The organism is Microbacterium sp. LMC-P-041, assembly GCF_030209555.1.
In the GTDB taxonomy this organism is placed as follows: domain Bacteria; phylum Actinomycetota; class Actinomycetes; order Actinomycetales; family Microbacteriaceae; genus Microbacterium.
On the sequence record NZ_JARVRV010000005.1, the window covers coordinates 486,860 to 510,497 of the forward strand.

At 68.3% G+C, this 23,638-nt stretch carries 25 protein-coding genes and 1 tRNA gene; 16 read left to right on the plus strand and 10 right to left on the minus strand.

Features of this window, described 5'->3' with window-relative positions; all coding sequences use genetic code 11:
• Entirely contained in the window at positions 1-1,977 is a 1,977-nt protein-coding gene (gene ligD / locus QRN21_RS12535; RefSeq protein ID WP_285364262.1) for a non-homologous end-joining DNA ligase, read from the minus strand.
• Positions 1,978-2,035: 58 nt separating this feature from the next.
• On the opposite strand from ligD, the gene ku reads away from it, so the two are divergent.
• A complete protein-coding gene (gene ku, locus QRN21_RS12540; protein ID WP_053096954.1) occupies positions 2,036-2,890 on the plus strand; it encodes a non-homologous end joining protein Ku in 855 nt (284 codons plus the stop codon).
• Positions 2,891-2,917: 27 nt separating this feature from the next.
• On the opposite strand, the gene QRN21_RS12545 is transcribed toward ku, so the two are convergent.
• Positions 2,918-3,688: a DedA family protein gene (locus QRN21_RS12545; RefSeq protein WP_053096952.1), complete on the minus strand. Its 771-nt coding sequence runs from the start codon at positions 3,686-3,688 to the stop codon at positions 2,918-2,920.
• Between the two features lie 66 nt (positions 3,689-3,754).
• Positions 3,755-3,836 (minus strand) — tRNA-Leu (locus QRN21_RS12550).
• Between the two features lie 120 nt (positions 3,837-3,956).
• Between QRN21_RS12550 and QRN21_RS12555 the strand changes: the two genes are divergently transcribed.
• From QRN21_RS12555 to QRN21_RS12585, 7 genes are read left to right on the plus strand one after another with little or no spacing between them, the layout of a single operon-like run.
• A complete protein-coding gene (locus QRN21_RS12555) occupies positions 3,957-5,138 on the plus strand; it encodes a TadA family conjugal transfer-associated ATPase (RefSeq protein WP_285364264.1) in 1,182 nt (393 codons plus the stop codon).
• Positions 5,135-5,992: a type II secretion system F family protein gene (locus QRN21_RS12560; protein ID WP_053096949.1), complete on the plus strand. Its 858-nt coding sequence runs from the start codon at positions 5,135-5,137 to the stop codon at positions 5,990-5,992. Before QRN21_RS12555 ends, QRN21_RS12560 begins: the two co-directional genes overlap by 4 nt.
• 5 nt (positions 5,993-5,997) lie before the next feature.
• A complete protein-coding gene (locus QRN21_RS12565; RefSeq protein WP_222839455.1) occupies positions 5,998-6,927 on the plus strand; it encodes a type II secretion system F family protein in 930 nt (309 codons plus the stop codon).
• Between the two features lie 19 nt (positions 6,928-6,946).
• A complete protein-coding gene (locus QRN21_RS12570) occupies positions 6,947-7,159 on the plus strand; it encodes a hypothetical protein (protein WP_285364308.1) in 213 nt (70 codons plus the stop codon).
• A gap of 12 nt (positions 7,160-7,171) precedes the next feature.
• Positions 7,172-7,579 (plus strand): TadE/TadG family type IV pilus assembly protein, encoded by a 408-nt coding sequence (locus tag QRN21_RS12575; RefSeq protein WP_285364266.1) that lies wholly within the window; start codon positions 7,172-7,174, stop codon positions 7,577-7,579.
• Positions 7,572-8,006 carry a TadE family protein gene (locus QRN21_RS12580; protein WP_233277342.1) on the plus strand — a complete coding sequence of 145 codons (435 nt, stop codon included), beginning with the start codon at positions 7,572-7,574 and terminating at the stop codon, positions 8,004-8,006. Before QRN21_RS12575 ends, QRN21_RS12580 begins: the two co-directional genes overlap by 8 nt.
• Entirely contained in the window at positions 8,003-8,413 is a 411-nt protein-coding gene (locus tag QRN21_RS12585) for a hypothetical protein (RefSeq protein ID WP_285364268.1), read from the plus strand. The genes QRN21_RS12580 and QRN21_RS12585 overlap by 4 nt, the downstream gene beginning before the upstream one ends.
• Before the next feature lie 50 nt (positions 8,414-8,463).
• Here QRN21_RS12585 and QRN21_RS12590 read toward each other — a convergent pair whose 3' ends face one another.
• The gene (locus QRN21_RS12590) at positions 8,464-9,018 is read right to left on the minus strand and encodes an NUDIX hydrolase (protein WP_053096941.1); all 555 of its coding nucleotides are present in this window, start codon (positions 9,016-9,018) and stop codon (positions 8,464-8,466) included.
• Complete coding sequence (locus tag QRN21_RS12595) at positions 9,015-10,247, minus strand: MFS transporter (RefSeq protein WP_285364304.1); 1,233 nt, start codon at positions 10,245-10,247, stop codon at positions 9,015-9,017. Before QRN21_RS12595 ends, QRN21_RS12590 begins: the two co-directional genes overlap by 4 nt.
• 108 nt (positions 10,248-10,355) lie before the next feature.
• Here QRN21_RS12595 and prfB point away from each other — a divergent pair, with 108 nt between their 5' ends.
• Entirely contained in the window at positions 10,356-11,465 is a 1,110-nt protein-coding gene (gene prfB / locus QRN21_RS12600) for a peptide chain release factor 2 (protein ID WP_053096937.1), read from the plus strand.
• Between the two features lie 12 nt (positions 11,466-11,477).
• Here prfB and QRN21_RS12605 read toward each other — a convergent pair whose 3' ends face one another.
• Both QRN21_RS12605 and QRN21_RS12610 read right to left on the minus strand, forming a co-directional pair.
• Complete coding sequence (locus QRN21_RS12605; RefSeq protein WP_285364269.1) at positions 11,478-12,524, minus strand: DUF2510 domain-containing protein; 1,047 nt, start codon at positions 12,522-12,524, stop codon at positions 11,478-11,480.
• Positions 12,525-12,545: 21 nt separating this feature from the next.
• Positions 12,546-13,973: a DUF2510 domain-containing protein gene (locus QRN21_RS12610; RefSeq protein WP_056280132.1), complete on the minus strand. Its 1,428-nt coding sequence runs from the start codon at positions 13,971-13,973 to the stop codon at positions 12,546-12,548.
• Between the two features lie 139 nt (positions 13,974-14,112).
• Between QRN21_RS12610 and ftsE the strand changes: the two genes are divergently transcribed.
• The 3 genes from ftsE to smpB all read left to right on the plus strand — a co-directional run bounded on the left by ftsE (position 14,113) and on the right by smpB (position 16,638).
• Positions 14,113-15,165 (plus strand): cell division ATP-binding protein FtsE, encoded by a 1,053-nt coding sequence (gene ftsE, locus QRN21_RS12615; protein ID WP_053096931.1) that lies wholly within the window; start codon positions 14,113-14,115, stop codon positions 15,163-15,165.
• The gene (ftsX, locus tag QRN21_RS12620; protein WP_056280135.1) at positions 15,162-16,076 is read left to right on the plus strand and encodes a permease-like cell division protein FtsX; all 915 of its coding nucleotides are present in this window, start codon (positions 15,162-15,164) and stop codon (positions 16,074-16,076) included. The genes ftsE and ftsX overlap by 4 nt, the downstream gene beginning before the upstream one ends.
• An 85-nt stretch (positions 16,077-16,161) precedes the next feature.
• Positions 16,162-16,638: an SsrA-binding protein SmpB gene (smpB, locus tag QRN21_RS12625; RefSeq protein ID WP_053096927.1), complete on the plus strand. Its 477-nt coding sequence runs from the start codon at positions 16,162-16,164 to the stop codon at positions 16,636-16,638.
• On the opposite strand, the gene QRN21_RS12630 is transcribed toward smpB, so the two are convergent.
• Positions 16,639-18,504, minus strand: a complete 1,866-nt coding sequence (locus QRN21_RS12630; RefSeq protein ID WP_285364271.1) for a prolyl oligopeptidase family serine peptidase — start codon at positions 18,502-18,504, stop codon at positions 16,639-16,641.
• 55 nt (positions 18,505-18,559) lie between these two features.
• Positions 18,560-19,246, minus strand: coding sequence for a transcriptional repressor LexA (lexA, locus tag QRN21_RS12635; RefSeq protein ID WP_056280140.1), 687 nt, complete (start codon positions 19,244-19,246; stop codon positions 18,560-18,562).
• A gap of 282 nt (positions 19,247-19,528) precedes the next feature.
• Here lexA and QRN21_RS12640 point away from each other — a divergent pair, with 282 nt between their 5' ends.
• The 4 genes from QRN21_RS12640 to hisH all read left to right on the plus strand — a co-directional run bounded on the left by QRN21_RS12640 (position 19,529) and on the right by hisH (position 22,329).
• On the plus strand, positions 19,529-19,891 hold the full coding sequence (locus QRN21_RS12640; protein ID WP_053096921.1) for a LysM peptidoglycan-binding domain-containing protein: 363 nt from the start codon (positions 19,529-19,531) through the stop codon (positions 19,889-19,891).
• 91 nt (positions 19,892-19,982) lie between these two features.
• Positions 19,983-21,077 (plus strand): histidinol-phosphate transaminase, encoded by a 1,095-nt coding sequence (locus QRN21_RS12645; protein ID WP_285364273.1) that lies wholly within the window; start codon positions 19,983-19,985, stop codon positions 21,075-21,077.
• Positions 21,074-21,691, plus strand: coding sequence for an imidazoleglycerol-phosphate dehydratase HisB (gene hisB, locus QRN21_RS12650; protein ID WP_053096918.1), 618 nt, complete (start codon positions 21,074-21,076; stop codon positions 21,689-21,691). The genes QRN21_RS12645 and hisB overlap by 4 nt, the downstream gene beginning before the upstream one ends.
• Positions 21,688-22,329 (plus strand): imidazole glycerol phosphate synthase subunit HisH, encoded by a 642-nt coding sequence (gene hisH / locus QRN21_RS12655; RefSeq protein WP_053096916.1) that lies wholly within the window; start codon positions 21,688-21,690, stop codon positions 22,327-22,329. Before hisB ends, hisH begins: the two co-directional genes overlap by 4 nt.
• Positions 22,330-22,404: 75 nt before the next feature.
• Here the strand turns inward: hisH and QRN21_RS12660 are convergent, their stop codons facing one another.
• Positions 22,405-23,487, minus strand: a complete 1,083-nt coding sequence (locus tag QRN21_RS12660; protein WP_201778473.1) for a MinD/ParA family ATP-binding protein — start codon at positions 23,485-23,487, stop codon at positions 22,405-22,407.
• Positions 23,488-23,638 lie beyond the last annotated feature (151 nt).

A 23,638-nucleotide genomic window follows, 5' to 3' on the forward strand; every position in this document is an offset into this window, starting at 1 on the left:
TCAGGACTCGACGATCACCTCGTCGGGAGTCTTATCCGGCCGGAGTCCCCGCCAACGGGAGTGACGCAGAACGCCGTCCGGGGTCCAGTTCGCGAACTCGACCTCGCCGACGAGCTCAGGTCGGACCCAGAGCGCATCCGACGCATCGAGCGCGGGCACGTCCTCGAGGGGCGCGGACTCGGTGCGCAGGGGAGCGAGCCGGCTCAGCAGGTCGCGCAGCATCCGGTCGGTGAATCCCGTGCCGACGCGACCGACATAGCGCAGCCGTCCGGACTCGGGGACCGCGAGCAGCAGGGAGCCGAACGTGCCCTCCCGGTCGCCCTTGCCGGGGCGGATACCGACGATCACGACCTCCTGCATGCGGGTGTGCTTGATCTTCAGCCAGGCCGGTGAGCGCTGGCCCGGACGGTACCGCGAGGACGGGTCCTTGACGACGACGCCCTCGAGGCCGAACTCGTCGCTCGCCGCGAGAGCGGCGTCGAGATCGTCGAACACGGGCGGGACCTGCACCGGCGCATCGAGGTCGGCGACGACCTCCTCGAGGAGGGTCCGTCGCTCCGACAGCGCCATGGTGCTGAGGTCGTGACCGTTCAGTCGGAGCAGATCGAAAGCCATGTAGACGATGGGCGTGCGCACGACCTCGCGTTCGATCTCGCGGGGCCGGGTCAGGTGCATGCGGTTCTGCAGCATCGAGAAGCTCGGCCTGCCCTGCGCATCGAAGGCGACGATCTCGCCATCGATGATCGCATCGGACACGGGCAGGAACGGCGCGCCGTCGGCAGTCAGCTCGGGGTAGCGGGCCGTGATGTCGGTGCCGCTGCGGGCATGCAGCAGCATCCGTCCGTCCGCCCAGGTTCCGATGGCCCTGATGCCGTCCCACTTCACCTCCACCCACGACGGCGAGCTCAGAGTGCGGGCGATCGCGGGCGTGCCGTTCTCGGCCAGCATGGGGGAGACGGAGGGGGGAGACGACGAGGCCGGCGGTGCCGCACCGGTCGTCCGCGGGCGGTGGCGGCTCGCATGCGAGTTCGCGCCGTGTGCGTCGACGCGGGGGCCCGGCGCAGAGGTGGTGTCCGGGGGGCCCTCCTGGGCGGCGAGAAGCGGAGCGATGGGGTCCTGCCCGGAACCCGCACGCTCGAGCACCGTCGCGAAGTCGAGCTGCGCGAGGTCGGGGTCGTCGAGCTCGTCCCAGGTGCGCGGAGCCGCCACCCAGGGGTGCGCGCGACCACGCATCGAGTACGGCGAGATCGTCGTCTTCTTGCCGTTGTTCTGGCTCCAGTCGAGAAAGACCTTGCCGCCGCGCGCGGCCTTGGCCATCGTGCTCGTGGCGAGATCCGGATGCCCGGTCTCGATCAGACGGGCGATCTCCTTCACGACCGCGGATATCTCTGCGCTCGTCTGCTGCCCGGGGAGGGCGGCGTAGAGGTGGATCCCTTTGCTTCCGCTGGTCACGGGCACCGGATCGAGTCCGATGTCGCTGAGCAGGCTGCGAGCGATCCGTGCGACCTCGGCGCACTGGGCGAGCCCGACCCCCGGGCCCGGGTCGAGATCCAGGACGAGCCGATCCGGCTTTCCCGGCATGCCGTCGGAGGCGAAGCGCCACTGCGGCACGTGCAGCTCGATCGCGGCGACCTGCGCGAGCCAGACCAGCGTGGGAACGTCCTGGACGAGGGGATACTCCTTGGGGCCGTCCGAGTGCCGGATCGGCTGTCGGGGGATCCATTCCGGAGCTCCCGGCTCGAGCTGCTTCGTGAAGAACGCGTCGGCGGGAGCATCCGCGGTCCCCACCCCTTCCACCCAGCGCTTGCGGGTCACGGGGCGGCCCGCGAGCAGAGGGAGGAGGTGCGGCGCGATCGCCGTGTAGTAGGCGATGATCTCGCCCTTCGTGGTGCCGGTCTCGGGGTAGACGACCTTGTCGAGGTTCGTGATGCGCAGCCGGCGGCCATCGATCTGCACGTTCTGCGCCTCTGCGACCATGACGCCAGCGTAGTCAAGGTACTGGCCGTGAGCCGCGCGGCTGGTGTTCACTGGGGTCATGAGAACGATCTGGAAAGGTGCGCTCACCTTCGGCCTCGTGAACGTGCCCGTCAAGGTGTATTCCGCCACCGAGGACCATGATGTGCCGCTGCACCAGGTGCACGAGAAGGACGGCGGCCGGATCCGGTACCAGCGCACCTGTGAGGTGTGCGGCGAGACCGTCGCCTACGCCGACATCGATCGCGCCTACGTCGAGGAAGGGCAGACGGTCGTGCTCACGAAGGACGATCTGGCGGCGCTGCCGGCGGAGAAGAGCCGCGAGATCGACGTCGTCGAGTTCGTGCCCTCCGACCAGGTCGATCTGCTGACCCTCGACAAGCCGTACTACCTCGAACCGGACTCCAAGTCACCGAAGGCGTACGTGCTGCTGCGCAAGACGCTCGAACAGACCGACCGCACGGCGATCGTGCGCTTCACGCTGCGACAGAAGACCCGACTGGCCGCACTCCGTGTGCGTGGCAAGGTGCTCGTGCTGCAGACGCTGCTGTGGGCCGACGAGGTGCGTGAGGCGGCGTTCCCGGTGCTGGACGAGGATGTGAGGATTTCGAAGAAGGAGCTCGAGCTCTCGGCATCCCTCGTAGACAGCTATTCGGCTGACTTCGATCCTGAGTCGTTCGTCGACGAGTACCAGAAGGAGTTGCGCACTCTGATCGATGCGAAGATCGAGGCGGGCGACACGTTCGATGTCTCGGACACCTTCGGCGAGGCCGAGGGCGATGCCAAGAGTGGTGAGGTCATCGACCTGATGGAGGCGCTGCGCGCCAGTGTGGCTCGCACCAAGGCCGCTCGGTCGGAGTCGACCGGCGACAAGGCGAGCACGAAGAAGAGCCCGAGCAAGAAGAAGGCGGGCTGAGACAGCGCGCCTTCTTCTGCACCGAGATCAGTGCTTGCCGTCTCCGTCGAAGTCCGGAGCACGGTCGAAGACCTCGGGGTCGAGGGCCAGTCCTTCGGCCTCGGTGGCGTCTGTCTCACCCTCGCCGGCCGCGGCTTCCTTCTTCGCCTTGTGACGCTCGGACAGGTAGTGCCAGAGCGTGATGAGTGCCGTGCCGCCGACGGCAGCGAGCAGGATCAGGTCGATGTAGCTCTCGACGAAGTGCGCGACCGGCGGGATGAAGCCGATGGCGTACCCGAACATCGTCAGACCGAAGCCCCAGAGGATCGCACCGATGAGGTTGTACAGCGTGTAGCGGCGCCACGGCATGTGGCCCACGCCGGCGGCGACCGGGGCGAAGGTGCGAACGATCGGCACGAAGCGGGCGAGGATGACGGTGATGCCGCCGAAACGCTCGAAGAAGGCGTTCGTCCGCTCGACGTTCTTCTTGCTGAACAGGCCCGATTCCTTGCGTTCGAAGACGGCGGGTCCGCCCTTGTGGCCGATGAGGTAGCCGACCTCACCGCCGACGAACGCCGAGAGCCCGATGAGCAGCGCGACGATCCACACGTTGATGCCGAACACCCCGTGCTCCGAGCCCGCGATCGGGTGCGACAGGAGTCCTGAGATCACGAGCAGCGTGTCGCCAGGAAGCAGGAACCCGACCAGAAGGCCCGTCTCCGCGAAGACGATGAAGCACACCACGAGAAGCGCCCAGGGGCCGGCCGAGCCGATGATCGTGGCGGGGTCGAGCCAGGGGATGAGAGCGGCGTGATGCATGGATTTCCCGTCGTCGTGCGCTATGCGGCGGTCAAGTCGTCGATCGCAGGGGGTGCGACAGATCGGTGCGGAAGGTGGGACTTGAACCCACACGCCCTAGGGCACAGGAACCTAAATCCTGCGTGTCTGCCAATTTCACCACTCCCGCGCGCTGGGATAAGTCTACTGATCGGGGGATCGTGCGTTGCTGGGGATCCGCCCGCAGGAGCACCGCCGCCGCTGTGGATAACTCCGGCGCGTGTCACCCGATCCTTGCGAGGATGCTCGGGTGATCCAGCCCTCCGTCCTCGTCGCCGAGCGCGTTCGTCAGCGGCTCCGCGCCGAAGGAACGGACCCGACGTTCGACTCCTCGGCAGCGCGCTCGGTCACGCTCGCCGAGGTGCGCAAGTTCAACGATCTGGCGCTGGCGCGGGGCGCGGCGGTGATCGACGACGAAGCAGCATGCGTGCGTGACGTGCTCGCGGCGGTCAGCGGCTTCGGTCCGTTGCAGTCGCTCCTCGACGACCCTGAGATCGAGGAGATCTGGCTCAACGGCCCCGAGAGCATCCACGTCGCACGCGGAGGGGTCGCCGAGCGGATCGAGATGCGTCTCACGGAATCGTCGTTGCGCGATCTCATCGAGCGGATGCTGCAGTCGACAGGGCGCCGTGTCGACATCAGTCAGCCGTTCGTGGATGCGTCTCTTCCTGATGGCGCGCGACTGCATCTCGCGATCGCGGACGTCGTCCGCGGATCGTGGTCCGTCAACATCCGCAAGTTCCTGCCCCGGTATCGAAGCCTCGAGGCGCTCGTCGACCACGGGGCGCTGACTCCGGACCTGGCCGCGATGCTGCGTGACGCGATGCGCGCGGGCAGGAGCGTCGTCGTGTCCGGTGCCACCCACGCAGGCAAGACCACCTTCCTCGGTGCGCTGCTCGACTCGTGCGCCGACCGTCAGCGGATCATCACCGTCGAGGAGACCTTCGAGCTCGCGGTGCAGGGGCCGGATGTCGTGTCCTTGCAGGGGCGTCAGGCGAGTCTGGAGGGAACGGGGGAGATCACGCTGCGCAGGCTCGTGAAGGAGGCGCTGAGGATGCGACCCGATCGCCTCGTCGTCGGCGAAGTCAGAGATGCGGAGGCGCTCGACCTGGTCCTCGCACTCAACACAGGCGTGCCGGGTGCTGCGACCGTGCACGCGAACTCCGCGGCCGAGGCGCTCGACAAGCTCACGCTTCTGCCGCTCCTCGCGGGACGGAACATCGATCGATCGTTCATCGTGCCGGCCCTCGCCGGCGCGGTCGATCTCGTGGTGCACTGCGTGCGTGACGACACCGGAGTGCGACGGGTGCACGAGGTCATCGCGCCGACGGGCGCGGTGGTCGACGGCCGGATCATCACGCGAACCGTGTACATCCGCGGCGACGAGGCGTCCACTGAACAGACGGCGTGGCGTCGCGGAGGCACTCTGTGACGGTCCTGCTCGGTGCGATGCTCGCCGCCGGTCTGCTGCTGTGCGCATCGCCGTGGCTCTGGCCTCCGCCTCAAGATGGAGGAAGGGTCCGGCACCGAGGCCGTCTGACTCGCCTTCTCGAAGAGGGCGGCATGGCGTCTGTCAGCCCGCGCACGCTCCTGCTGGTGATGCTGACGGTCGCGCTCGCCGCCGCTTCCTCTGTCTGGCTCTTCACAGCCATCCCGGTCCTCGCGGGCTTGGCAGGCGCGACCGCGGCCGTCGTGCCGATCGTCTTCGTGCGTTCCCGACGCCTCCGGCTGCGCAGACTTCGTCGCCAGCTCTGGCCCGACGTCTGTGACCTGCTGATCGCATCCATCCGTGTCGGACTGTCACTGCCGGACGCCGTCGCGAGTCTGGCCGAGTCATCGCCGACGATGATGCGGCCGGCCTTCGCCGTGTTCGCCAGAGACCTGCGCGCCACGGGCCGCTTCGAGACGAGCCTCGACCGGCTGAAGGCGGCGTTGGCTGATCCCATCGCCGATCGGATCATCGAGACGCTCCGCATGGCGCGACAGGTCGGCGGCACCGAGCTCACAGGCGTCCTCCGCGCGCTGTCGTCGTCGGTGCGCGCGGACGCCGTGCTGCGCGGCGAGGTCGAAGCCAGACAGTCATGGATCCGAGGCGCTGCCGTGCTCGGTGCCGTCGCGCCCTGGGTGATCCTCGGCCTGCTGGTGCTGCGCCCTGAGGGCGCGGCCGCCTACGGCACCGGTGAAGGGATGCTGGTGATCTGCGGGGGAGCTGCCGTGTCGGTGATCGCCTATCGCTTGATGATCCGTATCGGTCGGCTCGCCGAGCCGGGGCGGTGGTTCGGGTGAACCCGATGTCCGCGATCGCCGTCGCCGTGCTCGGCGGCGGAACACTCGGCATGGGGTTGCTCTGCATACTCGCGTCGCTTCCACGGTGGTCGGCAGCGCCGCTGGCTCTGCGCATCGCGCCCTATGTGCGCGATGCGGTCGCCGATGAAGACCTGCCCGGGAACGCGCTCCCGCGAGTCGGCGTGCTCTCCGCGGGTGACCGCGCATTCTGGCTTCGGTCACGTGTCCTCTTCGAACGCCTTGTGGGCGGCGGCGATGCTCTGCATCGGAGGATCGAGCAGGCGGGGATTCCTCTGGAGCAGGGGGCCTTCCGCGGGCGTCAGCTCGGCTGGGTGCTCGCCGGCATCGTCATCGGCTCGATCGCTGTGATCGTGTTCGCGATCACGGGCCGGATGAGCCCGCCGATCGCCCTGCTGCCCGGGATCCTCGGAGCCGCAGCCGGGTTCGCATACGACATGCGGCTCACGGCTCGCGTCGCTTCGCGTCGCGCCCGGTTGACCGACGAGCTGCCGACCACTCTCGAGTTCCTCGCGCTGTGCCTGTCGGCGGGTGAAGGCTTCCTGGACTCGCTGCGTCGGGTGGCCGCGGTCGGCTCCGGCGAACTGACCGGTGAGTTCCGCCGCGTGGTGCTCGCTGTCGGCACGGGGTCGCCGCTCGCCGACGCGCTCACGGAGATGGCCGCGCGACTGCAGCTTCCGGGGCTCTCCCGTGCGATCGACCAGGTGACCGCCGCGCTCGAGCATGGCGCGCCGCTCTCGGCCGTCCTGCATGCGCAGGCGGGGGACGCTCGCGAGGACGCCAAGCGGGTCCTCATCGAACAGGCCGGTCGGAAGGAGATCCTGATGCTCCTCCCGCTCGTCTTCCTGATCCTCCCGCTGTCCGTGCTCTTCGCCATCTACCCCGGTCTCTTCATCCTGCGACTCGGCATCGGCTGAGCGACCACGAAAGGACGACATGAACACCTCTCGACCACGGAGCACCACCAGGGATGCCTCGCTCCCCCCCGATCTCATGGACGATCTCGTCGGCGACGAATCGGGGGACGTACCCGGATGGGTGCTCGTCACACTGATGACCGCCGGTCTCGTGGTGCTCATCTGGGCGGTCGCCGGCCCGGCGCTCAGCGCACTGTTCGAGCAGGCCATCCAACGCGTCTCCGGTCTCTGACAGGTCTCCCTGATGACTGTCGATCCACCGCGGCGCCTTCTCGGCGATGAACGCGGATCGAGTCCCGTGGAGTTCGTGCTCGTGGGCACGCTCCTCACCCTTCTCACTCTCGCTGTCATGCAGCTCGCGCTCGCCGTCTACGTGCGCAATGTCGTGCACGACGCGGCGGTCGAAGGGGCCCACTACGCGGCCCTGGCAGACACGCCCATGGAACAGGGCGTGGAGCGCGCCCGCGCGGCGATCACCCTCGCGGTCGGGGCCGAGTACGCCCACGATGTGACGGCCGTTCGATCGACGGCACTGGATCGCGCGACGATCGAGGTGCGCGTCCGAACGACGCTCCCCGTGATCGGGCTGCTCGGGGTGCCCTTCGCGTTGGAGGTGCAGGCGCATGCGCCGGAAGAGTCCTTCGATGATTGATGACGAGGGTTCGGCGGCACTCGAATTCATCACGGTGGGCGTCATCCTGCTTGTGCCGTTGGTCTACCTGATCATCGCGCTGGGCGCGATTCAGGAGCAGACACTGGGAGTCGGGGCGGCCGCGCGCCACGTCGCGCGCACGATCGTGCTCGCACCGGATGCCGCCACTGCAGCAGTGCGGAGTGAGCTCGTGCTCGCCGACGTCACCGATCAGTACGGCATCGATGAGGAATCGACCGAGGTGTCTGTGGCGTGCGTGCCCGTCGGGACGGAGTGTCCGTCGGCAGGCGCCGTCGTGACCGTCACGGTCACGACGTCGGTGTCCCTGCCACTGATGCCGGCGGTCTTCGGATCGGACTCGGCGGCCGCGATCCGAGTCGAGGGGTCGGCGGTCCAGAAGGTCTCTCGCCTGTGGGGCACGGGATGAGAGGGGCGGGTGACGACGGAAGCGTGCTGCTGCTGACGCTCGGCTATGCCCTGCTGGCGCTCGCACTCATCTTCGTGAGCGTCTGCGCGACCGACCTCTACATCTCGCAGAAGCGGCTGGATGCGATCGCTGACGCCGCAGCGCTCGCCGGAGCGGACGGCTTCACCCTGGCTGTGGACGGAACGACGGCACGGGCGGACCTCACCGATCAGGGGGTCAGAGAGCAGGTCGACGCACTGCTCGCCGCGCTGCCGTCACCCGTGGACCTCGATTCAGCGTCGAGCCCCGACGGGCACTCAGCACGCGTGACCGTCTCGACCCTGTGGCATCCGCCGCTCGTGTCACTGTTCGTGACCGACGGGGTGCGCCTCGAGGCGACGGGGACGAGTCGCACCGCTCTGGGGTGATCGTTCGCTCGGGTCGACCTGCACGAGGGCGACCTCCGCCGGATGCGACGTCAGCTCACCAGACGATCGCGCAGTCGTCGCACCCGCCCGGCGAAGCCCTGCGGCACCTGCGACGGCAGCGCGTCGATCGCCCACCAGCGCACGTCCTCCGACTCGTCGCTCACGATCAGGTCGGCATCGTCGCTGATGACGACGCCGATCCCGATGTCGAGATGGGATGCGCACCGACCGAACGCCGAGGACAGCGCGTGATGATCGAGGTCGTACACGAGCGGTTCCGCGCTGGCGGAGACGTCCACACCGGTCTCCTCCCGCAGCTCGCGCAGAGCGGCATCCGCCACAGAGGTGTCGTCGGGTTCGAGATGTCCGCCTGGCTGCACCCAGAACTGCCCCTTGGCGTGGAAGACGAGCAGCGTGCGAGTGAGTGAGCGGTCGAACACGAGCGCCGAAGCGGTCGCGTGATCGGGACCGTCGTCGCGGGAGACCGGCCCATGATCGTCGGCGAAGAACGTCGCGAAGTCGGCCGCGACATCGCGATCGTGATCCGTCGACGACGGAGCCGCGACGACCAGGCGGCGCACGTCTGCGCGGAGGGCAGCGGTCATGACTCCTCCTGTGTGCTGCGCGGAACGAAACGCGGGATCCAGCGGATGAATCCACCCGCGCCGATCAGGCCGATCGCACCCATCGCCGCTGCGGCGATCGGCAGTGACGCGATCGCGACGATCGCCGACACCAGCAGCGGAGCGGCCGCTCCGCCGGCATCCGTCAGCGTGCGCCACGAGCCGAGGAACGCGGCGGGCTCCACCTTCGGCGCGACATCGGCGCCGAGTGTGAGCAGAATGCCGCTCGAGAGCCCGTTGCCCACCCCGAGCACGGCGGCGAACATGCCGAACCACAGGACCGCGGCTTCCAGGTCGTGCGTGAAGGAGAGGGCGAGGAACCCCGCGCCCATCAGCACCATCGCCGGCATAGCCGCCCACAGACGCCCGAACCTGTCCATCACCTGGCCGCTGGCGTAGAACAGGGCGAAGTCGATCGCTCCCGAGATTCCGACGACGAGGGCGATGGTCGAGGCGTCGAGTCCGAGTGAGAGTCCCCACAGGGGAAGCACGACCTGACGTGCCGATCGCACCGCGGACAGCGACGCGGCGGCGAGTCCCAGTCGTCCGAGCACGCTGCGCTGTTGCCACATCGTGCGGAAGATGCCCGCGCGCGCGGTCGTCGGAATCGAGCCCGTGACCGGTTCGCCGGAATCATCCGCGAGTGCGGCGGTGCGCACAGGGGTCGTCGGGGCGATCGTCTTCTCGGGATCGGGGCCCAGCAGCACGAGCAGCACCATCACGACGAGACAGCCCAGGAAGAACCAGATCGCGGCTGATTCCGAACCGAACAGCTGCAGGAGCCCAGCGGCGACGAACGGCCCGATGAAGATTCCGAGGCGGAAGCTGCCACCGAGCAGCGAGAGCGCGCGAGCACGGAACGCGAGGGGAACCCTCGTCGTCATGAACGCATGACGCGCCAGGCCGAAGGCGGCCGCGCAGAACCCCAGGAGGAACACGGAGGCGGCCAGCACGCCCAGCGAGGGGGCGAACACCATTCCGACGCCGGCGAGGATCGCTATCGCACCCGCGATCACCATCGTGAAGCGCTCGCCGATGCGCGCGACGGCCCAGCCCGCAGGAAGGTTGCCGCACAGCTGACCCACGACGAGGGCGGATGCCACCAGGGCGGCGAAGGCGACGTCGGCGCCCATCCGCGCAGCGATCACCGGGATCAGAGGGATCACCGCGCCTTCACCGAGCGAGAACAGCACGGTCGGGAGGTACACCATCGGTCCGAATCGCCTGAGGACCGTGGATGCGCTGCTCACCGGATTCACGCTACTCCCGTTCGAACGCCGTCCCCGCCCGCAGGGGCGGCACGTTAGGCTGGACGCGACATGCTCGAACTCGATCTCTCCGCCGACATCCAGGCCCTGCGACTCACCTACGGTGACATCCGCGAGGTCATCGATGTCGAGACCCTCCGCTCCGACATCGCGCGCCTCAGCGAGGAAGCCGGCGTGCCGGACCTCTGGGACGACCCCGAACGCGCCCAGAAGGTGACCAGTGCTCTGAGCCACCGCCAGTCGGCGCTCGCCAGAGTCGAGGGCATCGGTCGTCGACTCGACGATCTCGAGGTTCTCGTCGACCTGGCGAACGAGATGGGCGATGAGGACTCCGCCGTCGAAGCGCGCGCCGAGCTCAACGCGCTCACCGAGATCATCAATCAGCTCGAGGTGCAGACGCTGATGGACGGCGAGTACGACGAGCGCTCCGCCATCATCACCATCCGCTCGGGTGCAGGCGGCGACGACGCCACCGACTTCGCCGAGATGCTCATGCGCATGTACCTGCGCTGGGCCGAACGCCACAAGTATCCCGTCAAGGTTCTCGACACCTCGTACGCCGAGGGTGCCGGCATCAAGTCGGCGACGTTCGAGATCGACGCTCCCTACGCATTCGGAACGGTGTCGGTCGAGGCAGGGACGCACCGCCTCGCCCGTATCAGCCCGTTCGGCTCGGCGGACAAGCGGCAGACGTCCTTCGCCGCCGTCGAGGTCATCCCTCTCATGGAGGAGGCGACCGAGGTCGACATCCCCGAGAACGACATCCGAGTCGACGTCTTCCGCTCGTCGGGTCCCGGCGGGCAGTCCGTCAACACCACCGACTCCGCCGTGCGCCTGACTCACCTTCCGACCGGCATCGTCGTCTCGATGCAGAACGAGAAGTCGCAGATCCAGAACCGTGCTGCCGCGATGCGCGTGCTTCAGACCCGACTCCTGCTGCTGCAGAAGGAGGAGGAAGCCGCGAAGAAGAAGGAGCTCGCCGGAAACATCACGGCGAGCTGGGGCGACCAGATGCGCTCGTACTTCCTCTACGGTCAGCAGCTCGTGAAGGACCTCCGCACCGGACACGAGTCGGGCAACCCGGCTGCCGTGTTCGATGGCGATCTCGACGGGTTCATCTCGGCCGGCATCCGCTGGCGCAAGCGCAAAGACGAGGACTGAGCGACGCTCGTCTCAGCGGTCGGCGCCTTCGAGGGTGCCCGTGATCTCGTCGTAGCTGATCACGATGCACTGGACTGCGCGGTCGTTCATCCGCTTCCATGACGACTCAGTCGGCACGAACCAGTAGTTGTCGAGCTCCGAATCGGCGTAGGGGATGCCGACGAACTCCTCGAAAGCGACGTCGCACCTCTCGGCCGCGATGGTCTGCAGTTCGTCGTCCCCGGGGAATTCGCCCTCTGGCACATCGAAGATGAAATAGACCTCGTCGGTGTGCGGCGCGTCACACGGAACGATCGGAAGCTCGTACACCTCTTCCTCCCATTCGATGAGCGGAATGCAGTGACCGACCTCGAGTTCGTTGACCGTCACGGTCTCGGTTCCCGCGCTGCCGGGAGAGCCTTCGGCGGTGTCGTCGGGTTCTGTGCTCTGGGTCGCCTGAGGGGTCGAGGTGGACGTCGGTACGATCGACGACAGCCCCGAGGAGCCCAGGGTCAGCAGCATCATGGCGATCGCGACGACACCACCCAGCACGGCCACCGCGATGCCCACCGCTCCCGGCCACTTCGCACCCCGGAGGAACAGGGAGATCAGCGAGAGCACGAATCCGATCCCGAGCAGAACCCCACCAGCCATCGAGATCGGCGGGATGCACGAGAGGACCACTCCGAGCGCGGCCATGCCGAGACCGATGATGCCGAGCACAGAGACCTTCGTGTTCGCCTTCGGAGGCACAGGGCCGTACGACCCGAACCCTGCCGTCGCATCGGGGGAGGCGACGACGCCTGCCGAGGTCGCGGGCATCGACGCGCGCCCGTACTGCGGCACCTCTGCGGAGGCCGCGGGGGAGGGATTCGACGACTGCCAGGCATAGGGCGGTTCGAAGATCGGGTCCGCCGATGCGGCGACCGGGGGCTCCTCCGTGGCATGCTGGCCGTGCTCCTGTGGCGTGTTCGCCACGGACGACGTCTCGGTGGTCACGGTGTGCTCAGTCCAGACTGCGCCGTCCCACCAGCGCTGCCGGCCCGCTCCGTCGTCGTACCACCCTGCCGGGACCGTCATGATCGCCGTTCCGCTCGGGTCTCAGCCGGCCGACGGAGCGACGTCGATGCGCGCGATGTCGCGTCCGGCCTCGTCAGTGACGACGAAGACGTAGGACTCGCTCTGGGCGATGTCGAAGGTGATCGGGCCGCTGACCGTCTGCCCCGGGTCGAGGAGCTCGTTCGGTGCGCCCGTCACGAAGAAGTCGACCTGACCCTCGACTCCCTCTGCCGTCTCCAGAGAGGTGAACAGCGGGTTCGCGGCCGTCGTGCCCTCGACACCGGTCCACGTCGTCTCGAGGGTCACGTAACCGCCGTTGGTCGAGGGGACGCTCGAGCCGTCGCTGGTCGCCCAGCGCGCCTCGGTGACAGTGATCTCGCCGCTCCCGCCCAGGAAGGTGAGTGCGACGGTGTCGCCGATCGTGCCCTCTTCGACCTGCGCGGACCCCGTGCCGTCGTCGGTCGTGCCGTCGTCGATTCCGGTGTCGGAATCGCTCGACGGCGGCGCGGACGGCAGATCGCGCACGGCCTCGGACACCGTCGCGAAGACGATGACGAAGAACATGACGACCGCGATGATCGCGCCGATGATCGAGAGGATGAGTCCGGAGATGCCGGGCCACTTCCTGCCCTTGAGGAAGAGCGAGATGAGCGAGACGATGAAGCCCACGCCGAGCAGTAGCCATCCGAGCCAGAAGATCACCGGGATGCACGACAGGATCGTTCCGAGCGCCGCGAGTCCGAGCCCGACGAGCCCGAGGACCGACGGGCGGGCCGGAGCCACCGGGGTCGTGGCGCCGTATGCGGGCGGGTATCCGGCGGGCGCACCATACTGCTGTCCGGCGGGAGCGTACGCGGCGGCGCCGGGGTACGAGGGTGAGGGTGCCGCCGAACCCGGGTATGCGGGCGCGACCGGGTACTCCTGGGGATACGAGGGGGCTGCGGTGCCCGGGTAGGAGGGTGCACCACCTTCGGAGGGACCCGCGGTGTTCGCATACGGGGGCACGATGTCGTCGGTCGGCGTCGGGGACTCCGGAGAGGTGGAACCCTGCTCATGCGTGGTGCCGGCCTCGTCGACAAGGGCATCGGTCACGGGCGCGCCGTATGAGGGCGCGGCGCCCGCGTCCTGGTGGGCGGACGGCTCGGCCGGAGTCTCCGCGTCGGCGCGGGAGTCGGAGGGTGCGGGCGTGTTCCACGACTGGCTCTCGACCGCGGCGACCGACTCGATCGCAGCGGCCGTCTCCGCGGCTGCTGCCGAATCGGGAATCGCGTCGGACGAGGAGTGGCCCGATACGTCAGCCGACTCGGAACCCCGGTCCGTGGTCGCTTCGCCGGTCAGACCGCCGGCCGACTCGCCTGCTGCAGACGGGGCGGATTCCACGATGGGGGCGAAGTGCTCGGTCCACTGGGTGCCGTCCCACCACCGCTGACGCCCGGATCCGTCGTCATACCAGCCTGCAGGCGTCGTCATGGTTCCCCCTCGGAGTATCGTCCATGCTGACGGCACGGATCGGCACCTCCATGTATAGCAGTGGAGTGCGACACGCAGGGGGGTCGAGCGGGGTGTCGCTCGCAGGCAGACGAGGGTGCGCGCTTAGGCTCGAACCGCCATGATTCGGTTCGAGAACGTCACGAAACGCTATCGCGGGACCTCGCGGCCCGCTCTGTCCGATGTCGACTTCGAAGTGCAGCGCGGGGAGTTCGTCTTCCTCGTCGGCGCGTCGGGGTCGGGCAAGTCGTCCTGTCTGCGACTCATCCTCCGCGAGGACGTGCCGACGACGGGTCGAGTCGCCGTGCTCGGCCGCGATCTGCGTTCGCTTGCGAACCGGAAGGTGCCGTACTTCCGCCGCCACATCGGATCCGTGTTCCAGGACTTCCGACTGCTGCCGTCGAAGACCGTCTACCAGAACGTCGCCTTCACTCTGCAGGTGACGGGCTCGTCGCGCGGCTTCATCCAGCAGGCCGTGCCCGAGGCGCTCGCGCTGGTCGGACTCGACGGGAAGCAGAAGCGGATGCCGCACGAGCTCTCCGGCGGCGAGCAGCAGCGCGTCGCGATCGCACGGGCGCTCGTGAATCGCCCCCAGGTCCTGCTCGCGGACGAGCCGACCGGAAACCTCGACCCGGCGACGTCGGTCGACATCATGCAGCTCCTCGCCAGGATCAATGCCGGAGGCACCACCGTGCTGATGGCGACACACGAGGCGGGCTTCGTCGACCAGATGCAGCGTCGGGTCATCGAACTTCGCGATGGCGAGATGGTGCGAGACGAGGTGCACGGCGGCTACGGAGACACGTCGAACATCCCGCGTCTGGTTCCCGAGGAGGTGCGCGGCGCCGCCGCGGCCGCTGCACTCACTGCTGTGCAGGAGGTGCAGCGCCAGACCGCCGACCTCTCGCTGGTCCGCGCCGCGCTCGCTGAGGAGCTCAGCGCGCAGCGCAAGGCGGAATCGGCGTCCGCAGACGCCGTCCCGACCGCATCCGAGACTCCCGAGGCTCAGGCGGCGCCGATCGAGCCGCCGGTGATAGACGAGCAGCCGGCGGTCGCCCTCGCGGCGCGGACGCATCCCATCGTGCTGCCGCAGGTCGACGTCGCCGAGCTCGGGGTGGCCGATCGACTCGGTCTGTCCGACGACGGCACGGAAGAAGTGGGGCCGACGTCGTGAGAATCGGACTCATCCTCGCGGAGGCCCTCGGAGGGCTTCGTCGCAACATCTCGATGGTCATCTCCGTCGTGCTCGTGACATTCGTCTCGCTGACCTTCGTCGGCGCCGCGATCCTGATGCAGGCGCAGATCGGCACGATGCGCGGCTATTGGACCGAGCGGGCGCAGGTCGCCGTCTACATGTGCTCCGACATCTCGGAGCAGGACACCTGCGTCGACGGCGGCGCATCGGAGGAGCAGGTCGACGCCGTGCGAGCACAGCTCGACGGCGAGGCGCTCGCTCCTCTCATCAGCGAGGTCAGCTTCGATTCCAAGGAAGACACCTACGCCAAGCTCGTCGATCAGCTCGGCGAGGACCAGGCGAGCGTGATCTCGCCCGAGCAGGCGTTCGAGGTCTTCTTCGTCACCATGAAGGATCCCGGCCAGTCGCAGGTCATCTCCGAGGCGTTCAACGGTGTCGCGGGGGTGGAGCAGGTCCAGGATCAGCTCCAGTACCTCGAACCCCTGTTCTCCGCCTTGACGGTCGCGACCTACATCGCGGTCGGCATCGCAGCGCTCATGCTGATCGCCGCCATCCTCTTGATCGGCACGACCATCAGGCTCTCCGCGTACGCCAGACGCAAGGAGATCGGGATCATGCGCCTGGTGGGGGCGTCCAACCGCTTTATCCAGACGCCGTTCGTCCTGGAGGGCGTCTTCGCTGCCTTCCTCGGCTCGGCCCTCGCAAGCGCGGCCGTCGTCGCCGGCGTCCACTTCGGCGTCGACGGCTACCTCCGAGGACGCGTGCCGTTCATCACGACCTGGGTGTCGATGCAGGACGCTGCCGTCGTCGTCCCGGTGCTGATCGGCATCGGCGTCGTGCTCGCCGCGCTGTCGGCGGGTTTCGCGATCCGTCGCTGGCTTCGCACCTGACCCGCGCGCCGGTATAGACTGACAGGCTGTCGTGCGCCCGTGACGGGCACCGGAACCATTGCGCGACGCGGATCAGGAGAGAATCATGCCCAGGGAACGCGGGGAGAAGGTCGTCGCGACCAATCGTCGCGCACGTCACGACTACAACATCGAGAAGTCGTACGAGGCGGGGATGGTGCTCACCGGCACCGAGGTGAAGTCACTGCGCCAGGGGCGCGCGAACCTGAGCGACGGATATGCGTTCGTCAAGGGGAACGAGGTCTTTCTCGACTCGGTGCACATCCCGGAGTACTCGCAGGGCCACTGGACCAACCATTCGGCGAAGCGCGTCCGCAAGCTGCTGCTGCACCGTGAGGAGATCGCGAAGCTGCAGCACGCGGTCTCCGCCGGCGGCTACACGCTGATCCCGCTGAAGCTGTACTTCTCCGACGGTCGCGCCAAGGTCGAGATCGCTCTCGCCAAGGGAAAGCGCGAGTTCGACAAGCGCCAGACCCTCCGCGAGCGTCAGGACACCCGCGAAGCCGAGCGCGCGATGCGCCTGCGCAACCGCGTGGGGGAGTGATCAGCGCGCGGGCGTGAATCCGAACACGCGTCCGAGGAAAGCGAGCTCCCTCTCGAGGGCGTCGATGATCGTCTCGCTCGACCGGAAGCCATGGCCCTCACCCGGGTACAGCACGTACTCGTGCTCCACACCACTCGTCGCCAGCGCATCGCGGATCGCCTCGGACTGTGTCGGTGGCACGACACGGTCGTCCGCACCCTGCATCAGCAGCACAGGCACGTCGATCCGGTCGGCGTGCGTCAGGGGCGAACGCGCGACGTAGAGTGCCTCCGCCTCGGGCAGCGGACCCACCAGCCCCTCGATGTAGTGCGCCTCGAAGTCGTGGGAGTGCGCGCTCAGCATCTGCAGGTCGACCACTCCGTATCGGCTGATCCCCGCGGCGAACGTCCCTCCCCGCACCAGCGACGAGAGCACTGTCCAACCGCCCGCCGAGCCGCCTCTGATCGCGATGCGGGCGGGATCCGCGAGCCCGGCATCGGCGAGGCCGCGGGCCGCTGCGATCACGTCGTCGACGTCGACCACGCCCCATCCGCCGTCCAGCCGTTCGCGGTACGCACGGCCGTAGCCCGTCGATCCGCCGTAATTGACGTCGAGCACGCCGATGCCGCGGCTCGTCCAGAACGCGACGGCGGCGGACGCCGCGCCGGTCACATGCGCGGTCGGGCCGCCGTGGACGAGCACGATGTAGGGCGGGAGCTCGTCATCCGCGGCCGGAGCGTGGGCCGAGGGATTCGTCGGCGGGTACGCGAAGGCATGGACGGGCCCGTGCGAGCCGTCGACCAGGACCTCGGATGCGGGCGGCATCCACGCAGGATCGGTCGGCGCAGCTCCCGCGACGGCCTCGACGCGACCCGTGTCGACGTCGACGCACCAGACCCCGGGTTCTGTCGTCGAGCTGTTTCCGGAGAGCAGCACGCGGGAGGCCGCGACATCGTCGACACTCACGTGGCCGTCTGCGGGGAGGGGAATGCGGTGGGCGCCGCCGTCGGGGTCGATGACGACGACCCGGTCGCGACCGTTCGTGCGCACAGCCACGACGCGACCGTCGGCGAGCGGGCGGTACCAGCGATTGCCGAGCACCCAGAGGCCGTATCCCGTGTCGGCGTCGTCGTCGATGATCTGCTCCGCCGTGCCGACCGCCTGGGCTCCGCTGACACGCTGTCGGTGCAGAGCCCAGCGGCCCGAGGGATCGTCGGAGTACACGATCTCGTCGTCAGCCGTCCACTCGGGCTGCAGCGCGGCGCGAGTGGACAGCTCTGTGCGCGCGGTGCCGTCCGAGATCACCAACGACGCTCGCTGCCACGGCATCCGATCGCCGGACCACTCGACCCACGCTGCACGAGAACCGTCGGGAGACAGTGCCGGATGAGCGTAGAACGACTCGCCTTCGACGAGGGTCTTCAACAGCGCAGGCCGGTCGGATGCCGACCCGTCGGTCGGGATCTCGACGATGGCGCGTCGGTGAGGGGAGACGGACAGATCCTCCCGCACGGCGAACAGGCGGCCGCTCTGCAGACGCAGACCGCCGTGCGCCGGGCCCGGGGGTGTCAAAGGAACGGGGACACCGCCGCGGGGCATGCGGTGCACGCGCTGATCCTTGGCATCGACGAAGTACAGCGTGCCGTCGGCATCCGCGGTCCACGCCCCGCCGCCGTACTCGTGGACGCGAGACCGAGCACTCCATGGCGCGGGAAGGATCTCGGCACCCGTCGAACTTCGCACGGTCAGGCGACCGCCCTCGGCAGGGATCGACTCACCCCACCAGATCTCGTCAGCCACGAAGGCGCTGCCATCGATCCGCGGAGACGACGCGGCGATCCGGTCGGGGGTGAACGGAGAGGTCCAGGTACCGAACGGCGACGACATGGTTCGAGCCTATGGTGCGTCGACGCCCGCCGTCACCGGCAGGGTGGGAGGGGAGTCAGACCGCGCGCAGCACGGCGACGATCTTGCCGAGGATGACGGACTCGTCGCCGAGGATCGGCTCGAATGCGGAGTTGCGAGGCAGCAGCCAGGTGTGGCCGTCGCGTCGACGGAGAACCTTCACCGTCGCCTCGCCGTCGAGCATGGCGGCGACGATCTCGCCGTTCTCGGCGCTGCTCTGCGACCGCACCACGACCCAGTCGCCGTCGCAGATCGCCGCATCGATCATCGATTCGCCGGACACCTTGAGCATGAACAGGTCGCCCTTGCCGACGAGCTGCCGGGGGAGCGGGAAGATCTCCTCGACCTGCTGGTCGGCGGTGATCGGGACACCTGCGGCGATGCGGCCGACGAGCGGCACGAGCGCCGCATCGCCCACGGGGGTCGCCACATCGGCGGGATTCTCTCCGCTGGTGCCGGGGAGGTCGATGAGCACTTCCATGGCACGGGTCTTGCCGGGGTCGCGTCGCAGATATCCGCTCAGCTCGAGCTGGCCGAGCTGGTGGGTCACGCTGGACAGCGACTTGAGGCCCACGGCGTCGCCGATCTCTCTCATGCTCGGCGGGTACCCGTGACGGCTGATCGACGTCTGGATGACCTCGAGGATCGCCATCTGCTTGGGACTCAGGCTCTTGCGGCGACGGGTGCGCGGGACGTCGGCGTCGGGGGCGGAGATGTCGCTCATGGTGCTCCTCAGGTGTGCGATTCCGGCGTCTCAGTTCGAATGTCGGAGGCCCGTGGTGGGGTGTTGACATCGAAACCGTATCCGAGAATCGCGCCGAAGTGGAAGATCTGTTCGAGCGTGTCGGCCGATTCCCGGACTTCTGTTTCGAAGAACGCTTGACAGATGTTCGAATTCGAAGATAACTTCGGAACGTAGCTTCGCATTCACGGCTCCCGGCCGAGGCGCGAATGCGAACGCTACGCCAACTTCACCGCCCACGCGGTAGATGCAGAGGAGCACGACATGAGCACCATCACCTTCAGCAGTGCAGCAGTCCTTCCGGCTCGTCCGGCGACGCGGCTCAAGCTGACGGCGCGCGGTCGACGTGTCGTTCTCGCTGTCGCGGCCGTGCCGCTCGCAGCCGGGATCGCATTCGCCGCACTCAGCGGCGGCAGTGCGATGGCCTCAGGCGAGCAGACCGCCACGGCATCGTTCGCGACGGTGACGGTGATGCCCGGCGACACGCTGTGGTCGATCGCCGAGAGCGTGGCCCCCGGCGCGGATCCGCGCGACGTGATCGGCGACATCACGCGTCTGAACCTGCTGCGCGGCGGCGAGCTGCAGATCGGCCAGGAGCTGGCGATTCCGGCGCAGTATTCGGAATGAACCCGTGAGGGCCGTTCGATCGAGCGGTGCGGCGCGGAAGCGCGTTCACACTCCGTCACCACGAGCGTCTGTGTAGCGAAGGCGGCCTACCATGGGAAGGGTGACTGCATCACTCGCCGACCTCCCTCTTCGCGACGACCTCCGAGGGCTCACGCCCTATGGAGCGCCGCAAGCGCCTCTTCCGATCGCACTCAACGTCAACGAGAACACGCATCCGGTTCCCGACGCGGTCGCCAGTGACATCCTGGACGACATCGCGGTCGCGCTCCGCGATGTCAACCGCTACCCGGATCGCGAGTTCACCACGCTCCGGGAAGGGTTCGCGGAGTATCTCGGTCATGGTCTCGAACCGGCTCAGATCTGGGCGGGCAACGGGTCGAACGAAGTCCTTCAGCACATTCTGCAGGCGTTCGGAGGGCCGGGCCGCACGGCGTTCAGCTTCGCCCCGACCTACTCGATGTATCCGCTGATCTCGAAGGGCACCGGAGCGTGTTGGGTCGCCGGCACCAGGCAGCCCGATTACACGATCACCCCCGAAGAGGCGGCAGCGCAGGTGCGAGATGTCGATCCTGACGTCATCCTGCTGTGCTCGCCGAACAATCCGACAGGCACGCCGCTGGGCCTCGACGTCGTCGAAGCCGTGTACGAGGCGTCGAACGGAATCGTCGTCGTCGACGAGGCGTACCAGGAGTTCGCGCCGCACGACGCGGCATCGGCTCTGACCCTTCTCGAGGGACGACCGCGGCTCGCCGTCTCCCGCACGATGAGCAAGGCCTTCGCCTTCGCGGGTGCCCGCGTGGGGTACCTCGCCGCGGATCCTGCCTTCATCGACGCTCTGCGGCTCGTGCGCCTGCCGTACCACCTCAGCGCTCTCACTCAGGCCGCAGCCGTCGCCGCTCTGCGCAACTCCGACGTGATGCTCGGCATGGTCGAGGAGATCGTCGAGCAGCGGGATCGCATCTCCGCGACACTCGAGGCGCTGGGGTACACCCCGCATGAGTCCTGGTCGAACTTCGTTCTGTTCGGGGGTGTCGCAGAGCCCCAGAAGGTCTGGCAGCAGCTCTATGAGCAGGGTGTTCTCATCCGCGACGTCGGGATACCCGGGCACCTCCGCGTCACCGCGGGCACCGAGCCGGAGACCACGGCATTCCTCGATGCCCTCGCCTCGATAGGATCGGCTTCATGAGCAGCCCCGCCCAGACCCCGCGCACCGCCACGCGTGTGCGCAGCACGTCGGAGTCCACCGTCGAGCTCGAGCTGAACCTCGACGGCACCGGTGCGAGCCGTATCGACACGTCGGTGCCGTTCTTCGATCACATGCTGACGGCTTTCGCGAAGCACTCGCTCACGGACCTCACGGTGCGCGCCTCGGGGGACACGCAGATCGACGCACACCACACCGTGGAGGACATCTCGATCGTTCTCGGTCAGGCCATCCGTGAAGCGCTGGGCGACAAGTCCGGCATCTCGCGATACGGCGACGCTCTCGTGCCGCTCGACGAGGCGCTCGCTCAGGCTGTCGTGGACATCTCGGGGCGTCCCTATCTCGTTCACACGGGGGAGCCTGCCGGTTTCGAGCACCACCTCATCGGCGGCCACTTCACCGGTTCGCTCGTGCGCCACACGTTCGAGGCCATCACCTTCAACGCGGGACTCACGGTGCACGTACGCGTTCTCGGGGGCCGCGACCCCCACCACATCGCCGAAGCCGAGTACAAGGCATTCGCTCGGGCGTTCCGCCAGGCCAAGGCCCTCGACCCTCTGGTCGACGGCATCCCGTCGACGAAGGGCGCACTGTGAGCAGGGCTCCCCGGGTCGCCGTCTTCGATTACGAATCCGGCAACGTCCACTCGGCTGTCAAGGCGCTCATCGCCGCCGGTGCTGATGCGGTGCTGACGCGCGACCGCAAGGAAGCGCTCGAGGCAGACGGTCTCGTGGTGCCGGGGGTCGGCGCGTTCCAGGCCGTGCGCGATGCGCTCTACGCGCACGGCGGCGACGAGATCATCGATCGCCGGCTCGCAGGCGGGCGCCCGGTGCTCGGCATCTGCGTCGGCATGCAGGTTCTGTTCGCGCACGGTGTCGAGCGCGGGCACGATTCCGAGGGTCTCGGCGAATGGCCGGGAGCGGTCACGGAGCTCAACGCGCCGGTGCTGCCGCACATGGGGTGGAACACGGTCGAGCCGGGCGCCGAATCGGTGCTGTTCAAGGGCATCGAGAACGAACGCTTCTACTTCGTGCATTCCTACGCCGCGCAGTCGTGGGAGCTCGATGTCATCCCGCCGTTCCCTCAGCCGGTGCTCACGTGGTCGACGTACGGCGATCCGTTCCTCGCTGCGGTCGAGAACGGGCCGCTCTCCGCGACGCAGTTCCATCCTGAGAAGTCCGGCGAGGCCGGAATCCAGCTGCTCCGCAACTGGGTCGACAGCCTTCGGTCCTGACGCGTCGGCAGCCCGCTGAGCCGCCGTCGATCCGAACCTCGGACGACCGATCCGCCGGGTCCACTGCCGAACGGCTCAGAAGCCTCGGGCGACGGCGGCCGCGGCAGAGAGCCACGACCGCTGCGTCGGCGCCGCGAGTGCGCGAAGACGGAGGTGACCGTCGACCATCTCCCGATCGAAGGGGATGCCGACGACTTCGCGCGCGAGCGGCTGATATCCGGCGATGACGTCTGCGACTTCGGCGGGGGATGCCTTCGGGTCCGCCTGGCTGACGACGACCACTGACTCGCGAGCCAACCGTGCGGATCGCTCGTCGCGGTCTTCGAGTGCCTCGAGCAGCAGCGCCCCGGCCTCGGCATGGTCGTCACGTGTCGTCGTCGCCACGACGATCTGGTCGGCGAGGTCGATCATCCGCAGCCACATCGGATCGGACTCGTCGTTGCCGGAGTCGATGATGATCAGACGGTAGAACTTGGCCGCGATCGCGTGGATGGAGTCGACGTCACTCGGCCGGAGCCGATTCTCGTGGGCCAGTCGGACGGGCTTCGACCGCAGGACGTCGTACTTCTCCTGCGGCTGGTGATGCACGAAGTGCGCGAGGTCGGCTGACTGTCCCTGGGCTCCGAGCAGGCGCTGGGTCTGCGGAAGCAGTTCGAGCAGTGTGCGATCGTGCGCCCCCGTCTCGGTGCGCCAGCCGAGGGTGCCGCGGGTCTGGTTGTTGTCCCAGGCGAGAACCCCGGCGCCGCCGTACTGCGCGAAGACCGCCGACAGCAGCACGGTGGCCGGTGTCTTTCCCGCCCCGCCCTTCCCATTGACGACAGCGACGGTGCGGGGGCCCGGCCAGTGGCGGCTCACCGCGTGCTCGTCGTCGCGGACGGCGCGTTCGCGAGCGCTCGGGCCGAGGGTGAACCCGACGCGGTTGAGCAGCCCGCGTCCGCCCTGACGCGCTGGCTCCTCACGGCGCTCCTCCTGAAGGAACGAGCGACGCCCCACGCCCTGCTCGCGCTGCTGACGACGCGAGGATGCCGAGGACGCCGACTCTGCAGCGGCGGCGTTGGGCGCGGACGGGGCCGAGGCGGGCACCGGCAGCGGCGGAGCGGGCGGTACGTCGGAAGACTGGGGGCGCGGCGCCGTGGCCGCCGGAACGGCGGGCCGCACGGTGCTGTCCTGAGTCGAAGAGCTCTGCTGTTCCGACCATGCGGTCGAAAGCGATCCGGTCGCAGCGGGCGCTCCGGAAGGTGCCGGCGTCGTCGGTACCGCATGGGCTGCGGGCGATGCGGCTGAGGGCGCGGGCGGTACTGCAGGGGCG